General features: G+C 33.7%; 5 protein-coding genes and 1 pseudogene. All 6 read right to left on the minus strand.

Annotated features, from left to right (window positions below):
- Positions 1-2: 2 nt before the first annotated feature.
- The gene (locus tag E0I61_RS16040) at positions 3-1,289 is read right to left on the minus strand and encodes an ice-binding family protein (protein WP_131998217.1); all 1,287 of its coding nucleotides are present in this window, start codon (positions 1,287-1,289) and stop codon (positions 3-5) included.
- A gap of 53 nt (positions 1,290-1,342) precedes the next feature.
- Positions 1,343-2,668, minus strand: a complete 1,326-nt coding sequence (locus E0I61_RS16045; RefSeq protein ID WP_132072648.1) for an ice-binding family protein — start codon at positions 2,666-2,668, stop codon at positions 1,343-1,345.
- A 223-nt stretch (positions 2,669-2,891) separates the two neighbouring features.
- Positions 2,892-3,097 (minus strand): annotated as a pseudogene (locus tag E0I61_RS16505) (DNA polymerase ligase N-terminal domain-containing protein).
- A gap of 441 nt (positions 3,098-3,538) precedes the next feature.
- Positions 3,539-5,479 (minus strand): OmpA family protein, encoded by a 1,941-nt coding sequence (locus tag E0I61_RS16055; RefSeq protein WP_131998211.1) that lies wholly within the window; start codon positions 5,477-5,479, stop codon positions 3,539-3,541.
- A gap of 11 nt (positions 5,480-5,490) precedes the next feature.
- Positions 5,491-6,399: a PorP/SprF family type IX secretion system membrane protein gene (locus tag E0I61_RS16060; protein WP_131998208.1), complete on the minus strand. Its 909-nt coding sequence runs from the start codon at positions 6,397-6,399 to the stop codon at positions 5,491-5,493.
- A gap of 60 nt (positions 6,400-6,459) precedes the next feature.
- Positions 6,460-7,204 (minus strand): gliding motility-associated C-terminal domain-containing protein (locus E0I61_RS16065; RefSeq protein ID WP_132072649.1); only part of this gene is annotated, 745 nt, incomplete at its 5' end.

The following is a 7,204-nucleotide window of genomic DNA, read 5'->3' on the forward strand; positions in this document are numbered from 1 at the left end:
GTTTATTGTACTTTTATCAAGACTAAAGTCCTATTTCCCATTACTATTTTTTCGGAATCTGTATTCCACCTTACATCTATTGCTTGATAAGGCAAAATAGTTGCAATTGCTTGTAATGATATGTTTGCAAAATTCGCATTACTTGTTAGAATTTTATTTGAACTTGGAATCAAAACTCCATTTTGATAGATACCAAAAGTTCCTAATGCATTCGTATTATTGGGAGATAAAGTTGTTATTGACCCTCCGGCATTTAAAAATGAACCCTTAAAAACAGTAGGTGATCCATACCCTGATATAGCTCCTACATTTGTTCCAATATTACCCGTAATTACAGAAGACCCCCCATTAGTTACAGCACCCGCACTACTATAATAAATAAAAGTGGATAACACTCCCAAATCAATTACAGAAATCCCTGAAGGAATTATTGTCTTTACAGCATTAACACTAATAGCTCCTACGATTGAAAAAAGTCGACCTTCAAGATTTCCCCCAGCTCCCATTGTAATTGCACCAGCATGAGTAATTACAGTACCTTTTAGAATAGTTGAAGCTTCAATTGAAGCGGCTCCTTCAATTACCCAAAAAATATTAGAAGCTTTTGCTCCGTTGAGCAAAACCATTTTTGTAGCTTCTCCTGCTGAGAAAGCTCCATCAATCCTAATAACGAAAAGTGCATCTGGATTTCCTTGCCCATCAAAATAGAGTGTCCCAACCGTTGATGTAGCTCCAGACAAAGTATAAACACCTGGAATTAAAGCCTCTCCGTTTCCTAAAACTAGCCCGTGAGTTGCATCAGTAATTGGAAGTGATTGCAAATTATTGTAAATTGACTGCAAATCTATTTCACCTTTTTCGGAGGGAAAAGGACCAGTACTTATTGGAGCATTACTATAATAACTATTAAAGGTAACTTTATATTTTCCGGCAAATTGAGGTGTAATTGACATACCATTTACAACCTCGTTTGATGTTGTGATTGTTGTAATATCACCTGTTAAATTTGAATTATAATTTTTTGAAAAATCAGAATAATCTTTCCAATCTACATCAAAATAATTAAAGTTTGATGTGCTAGTATTGTAAATTAATAGCCCGACAGCAGGCGCTACAATTAAATCTCTTTCTGTATTAGTCATTCTAGGAACAAGCAATCCTTTGCTCTTTGAAAATAATTCTAAAAGTGAAGATGGATCTGGATCAAAAGTACCAATACCTACCTGTGCATCAACAAATAATGGTATTAGCAAAAAAGTAAGTAATAGAAAGGAGCGTGTTTTTTTCATTTGTTATTATTCAAACCTTCTCTTAGAAATCAATTTTAATTATTTTTTTAAGGTTATTGCACTTTTATTAATGTAAAAGTCCTATTTCCCATCCCTATTTTTTCGGAATCTGTATTCCACCTTACATCTATTGCTTGATTAGGCAAAATAGTTGCAATTGTTTGTAACGAGACGCTTCCTAAATAAGCTTCACTAGTCAATATTTTACTGGAACTTGGAATTAAAACTCCATTTTGATAAATACTAAAAGAGGCTATAATATTGTTCGTATTTGGTGTGGATATTGTTGTGGATGTTTTAGAAGTATAAGTTGTATGTGTAACAAAAGCACCGTTTACAGTTGCAATTTCAAAACCTACAAAAGTGCCTGAATTAGTTCCTATATTTCCTGTAATTGTTGAAACCGCAGTATTTGTAACGTCACCAGCGGCAGTGTATAAAACAAATTTGTCTAATGTACCCAATGGATATGGCGATGTCCCTATTGGTATGGAAGCAACTGCTGGTCCAAAAGTTATTGCCCCAGAAATTGTCAAAAGTCTTCCTTCAAGGTTTCCTCCTGCATTAAATGCAATAGCCCCCGTTGTGGCTGCTATTACATTCCCTTTCATAGTAGATTTTTCGCCAAAAGACGGAGCGCCATAAGCTAACCAAAATACATTCCTAGCTTGTGCTCCATTTGTTAAAATAACATTAGTATTTGCACCAGCGGTCAAAGCTCCATTTGCTTTAATAACAAAAATTGAATTTGAATCTCCATGTCCATCTAATGTCAAGTTTAAAGCAATTGAAGCTGCTCCAGCTATAGAATAAACACCTGGGGAAATAGTTTCCCCATTTCCAAAAGCAGCAAGATGAGTTGAGTTAGTTACAGTAAGAGAATTTAATTGATTAATCAATAGCTCCAAATCCGATTTAGCCTCTTGAGCCATTGTACTTGGAAAACTTTCACCCGAAGAAACTATTCTCTCTGTTGGTGAGTTATTATATGAACAATTAAAAGTCACTTCGTATGTCCCTGCTAGTAAAGGAGCAATTGTCATTCCTGGCACTACTACATCTGATGTTGAAGTGGTTGTAACATCACTTGTCGAATTAGAATTATAATAATTTGTATAATCTGAATACTCTTTCCAAACTAGATCAAAATGATTAAAATGAGAGGTGGTCGTATTGTAAATTAAAAGTCCATTTACAGGATTTGCAATAAAATCTCTATCTGAGGTGGTCATTCGAGGAATAAGAAGCCCTTGGGAAATAGAGGTTAAATCTAATATTGATGATGCATCTGGAATTATTGTTCCAATCCCAACTTGTGCACATACAATTTGTGACATCATCAAAAAGGAGATAAATAAAAGGGATGCAATTTTTTTCATTTATTTTTATTAAGCTCTTCGAAAGTTAAATTAGAAATCCTCGATTTTTTTTCGAGTAAAATATCATAATCACTTGTATATTTATTTTTCTTTTTTTCTAACAACCAAGCTTTTTTCTACTTGATTTTCATTCGTACCAATACAAATTCTCCTTTTAATTTCTTTCCGTTAAGAATAAAACCAAGGCGACCCTTTTTCAAGCCTTTTTTAATATTTTCATCGTCTAAAGCAAAGTCCCATAATCCCAAACGATAACAGTTCCTGCATCGCAATTCCCCCATGGGATAGTTCCTTCAAAATCTTTGTAAGCATAAGGATGATCTCTGTCAAAATTGCAAGTCTTTTTCCCTCGGGATTCATTGATGATCTTTTTGGGATTACCCAACTTTTTAAAACTCCATTTATTTCTAGACAAACATCATAATGCAAATAGCATGTAACTTGTTCTTATACTACAAAATAATTATTTTTCCTGCTTTTATAACTCCCCTTTGGGTTCGAAAACAGAAGTAAATCTTACTTTAAATCTAGATTAGAATTAAAGCTACATTAGATTTACGCTTTTTAAATCTATTTTTTGTATGAAACATTGCTGATTTATTATCTCATGTCTAGTCCTAAAAGAATCAAACTCAAATGTATTCCTAAATTCATATTTTAAATCTAGAAAAATAATTCTTTCTATCATTAGCAATTCGTTTTTGATATACCTTGTTATATATCTTTGATTTAATCTAAAATTGAAAAAATATACTATTGTTAATACGGCAGTGAGAACCCCAAATTTACTGCTTTTTGTTGTAAAAAACATACAATTGCTACCAGAAACAATCATAAATGATGTTATTAATTATTCGATTTCTTATTTGTTTACATTGCCGTAATAATAAACTCGCTACGTCTATTGGCTTGATGTTCTGCCTCGGTACATTCCACACCATCGGAACACTTGTTTACAAGTTGAGTTTCTCCGTAGCCTTTAGCAGTTAATCTGCTCGCTTCTATACCATTTTTAACCAACCACACCATGGTAGATTTGGCTCTTCCATCGGACAATGCTTCATTGTACTGTATCGTTTGTCTACTATCGGTATGTGAACGTATATCGATTTTCATATTTGGATACTCTTCCATTACTGCAAGTACTTTGGCTAACTCAAAGGCTGCATCTTTACGGATGAAGGATTTATTCAAATCAAAATAAATTATTGGAATGTTTAAGGTTTTAGCTAAATCTGTTCCTATCCCAATTGGTTTAATACGTTGCTCTAATGCTAAATCCAATTCACTCTTGCCCGATGTTTTGGCTATAGAAGTCGTTCCTTCTTTAGTTTCGTAGTCGTGTTTCTCTGCTTTTACATAATAGGTTTTGCCACAGAGTACTTCAAAGCTATATTTTCCATTTATATCGGATATTCCTTCTTTAAGAAGTTGGAATTTCTCGTCAAACAAACTCAACTTCGTACCTGGCAATATTTTGGTCGTTTCATTATTGGTGATTACCCCCGTTAAACTTTGTTCACATGCTAGTTTACGAGTTTCGGTAAACTTATAAATATCGTCATATCCTTTGCCTCCGGTTCGGTTTGAAGTGAAGAAACCTTTTCTGTTTTTGCTGTCTATTAAAAACGCAAAATCGTCATCGGTTCCGTTTATTGGAGCTCCTACATTTTGTATATCGGTGATGCTATTGTCTGTTCCTAACTGGACTACATAAATATCTAATCCTCCGAGTCCCGGTCTTCCATCACTGGCAAAATACAACTCATTATCGTTACTTATAAATGGGAAGGTTTCTCTACCTTCGGTATTGATGGTATTTCCTAAGTTCTGTGGGGTGTCATAAGTTCCATCTTCGTTTATTGCTACTTGAAACAAATCGGATTGTCCCAAAGTTCCTGGCATATCTGAGGCAAAGTACAAGATTTTCTCATTTACACTTAATGCTGGATGCGCAATACTATAGTTGTCGCTATTGAAGGGTAAGGCAACTACAGCAACCCATTCTCCTTCTTTGTTTATTGTGGCTTTGTATAGTTTTAACAACGTTACTCGTTTACTGTCTTTTCCTTTCTTACCATCTAGATAGTTGTTTCTTGTGAAGTACATGGTTTTGCCATCTCTGGTAAAAACGGGTGTTGATTCGTGAAACTTGGAGTTTATCTTTTTGCTGAATCGCTCTGGTTGTCCTAAAGTACCATCCTTTTTTATTTCGGAACTGTATAAATTGGTAAAGGATTGGTTGGTCCACTTAAATATTTTCTTAGAAATGCCGCCAGTATCACGAGCTGAGGCAAATACTAATTTGTTGCCTGAAAAAGAACTCCCATAATCTGAAAAATTAGAGTTAATTTCTGTATCTTCAATTTTATATCTTCCAGAATTAGCCTTAATTATGTCTAAATAATTTTTATTTTTTTCAAAGAGTTTTGCTCTATTGTCATTGCCAGATTTTTGCTGAAATTTTTCCATCATCTCGTTTGCTTTATCATTTTGTCCAATAGATTTCAATGATTGTGCATAACGATAATAATATTCTGAATTTACATCCAAAGTCATCGCAAACAATTCGCTATACCATTTGGCAGCTTTGTTAAAATCAGAATTAAAGTAATAGGAATTACCTAGTTTCTGGAACATATCAACTGATTTGTATCCTTTTTCTGCAACCTTTTCATAGATTTTTATGGCGTCAATATAAGCATAGCTCTCATATTTCTTATCAGCAGCGGTAACTTTGGCTTTTTGTGCATAACTACTAAATGAAAAAACATTTACTATTATTAGGTAAAGGAGTATATAATTTCTCATAATAATTATTTTTAGAAGAATCTTGGAGTTGTAATTTTATCGATATTGTTGAATATTTCATAGCGCAAGAATATTTCATGCGAACCTGAATTATAGTTTTTTAAATTAGTTGTTTCTCTGTCATAGCCATATCCAATGTATAAACTATCTGAGACTTGAAAGCCAACCATGCCGCTCAATGCAGCACTCCATCTGTAAGCAATTCCAACCATAAATTTATTATTAAACATAAAATTTCCTGAAACATCAACTTGAAGCGGTGCACCGTAAACCATTTTGGTAAGTAACGCAGGTTTAAATTTTACTGATTCATTTAAATCAAACACATATCCCGCAATAAGGTAATAATTAATTTTTTCCTTGAAAATTCTCACCTCATTATCATCATAACGATTGCTTTCTATAAAATTAGGAACTGATAAACCTACATACCCTTTGTCTGAATGATAATAAAGCCCTGCACCAATATTTGGGGAGAATTTATTATTATAGTCATGTAAACTCGGGTCATCATCGACAGGATTGAGTCGTGTAACATCTAAATCAAACAAATTGGCTGTTGCTTTGATACCAAAAGAAAGTTTGAAAGTTTCTGAAGTAGGAATAGTGTAAGATAAATCAGCCGAGATAGTATTCTCATGGGTTGGTCCAATTTTGTCATTAATGATAGAAACGCCTAACCCCAAGTTACTATCATTTATAGGAGTATTGACTGAAACTGCATTTGTAACAGGTGCGCCATCGAGTCCAACCCATTGTGTACGATGCAAGGCAAATATACTCAAGACTCCTCTTGATCCTGCATAAGCGGGATTGATATTAATGGTGTTATACATGTATTGGGAAAATTGGGCATCTTGTTGGGCATAACTTATAATTCCAGTAAACAGCAAGGCGAATAATAGTACTCTTGTCTTCATTTAGTTTATTTTTTAAACCTGAGGGTTTGTTAGCCCTCAGGAGTTAGATTTGAGTTAGATTTATCTTGTAAGGTATAAATACCCATCTTTTTTATTAGTCTTAACTTGATTGTTTTCATCAATAAAAGTGTAATTTAATATATAAAAATAGGTTCCAGTTGGCAACTCCTGAGATTGACCAATTGTAGTTCTACCTTTAGATAAGCCTGTAAAAGCTTTACTGGTATTATTATATCCATTAGTTTCATAAACTAAAACGCCCCAACGATTATAAATCTCCACAGTATTATCGGGATAACACAATATATTATCAATGTTTTCGATAACAAAGGCTTCATTAGTACCATCTCCATTTGGAGAAAAGGCATTGTGAACGTCAATTACACCGCAACCTAACACAATACTACAATCATCATCTGAAAGAGTTATTTTTATAAATATACTTCTAGGGCATTGTTCATTTACAATTTGATATTTATATTCAAAATTATAATCTGCATCAGGTAAATTAAAAGGAGAGAATCTATTTCCGTTTAATACTGCGCTACTGTTGTTAATCCAAGTTCCATTGTTTGGTGTTTCGGGAGATAGTAAAGTATTTAAATCGATAGTTATAGCACTGTCCGTATTACACACTGTTTTTTCAATTAATGTTGGTTCAGGTTTTGTTCCTGTTACTTCCCAAGCACATGTTGTTGTGCTGAAAGTATAAGTCTCCCAACAGTTCACTTTCGCTGGTTCTGTAGGTTTGACAGTATTATTATTCACCCAAGCACATGTTGTTGTGTTGAAAGTATACGTATCC

The sequence above is a fragment of the Flavobacterium ranwuense genome (assembly GCF_004349315.1).
Classification (GTDB): domain Bacteria; phylum Bacteroidota; class Bacteroidia; order Flavobacteriales; family Flavobacteriaceae; genus Flavobacterium; species Flavobacterium ranwuense.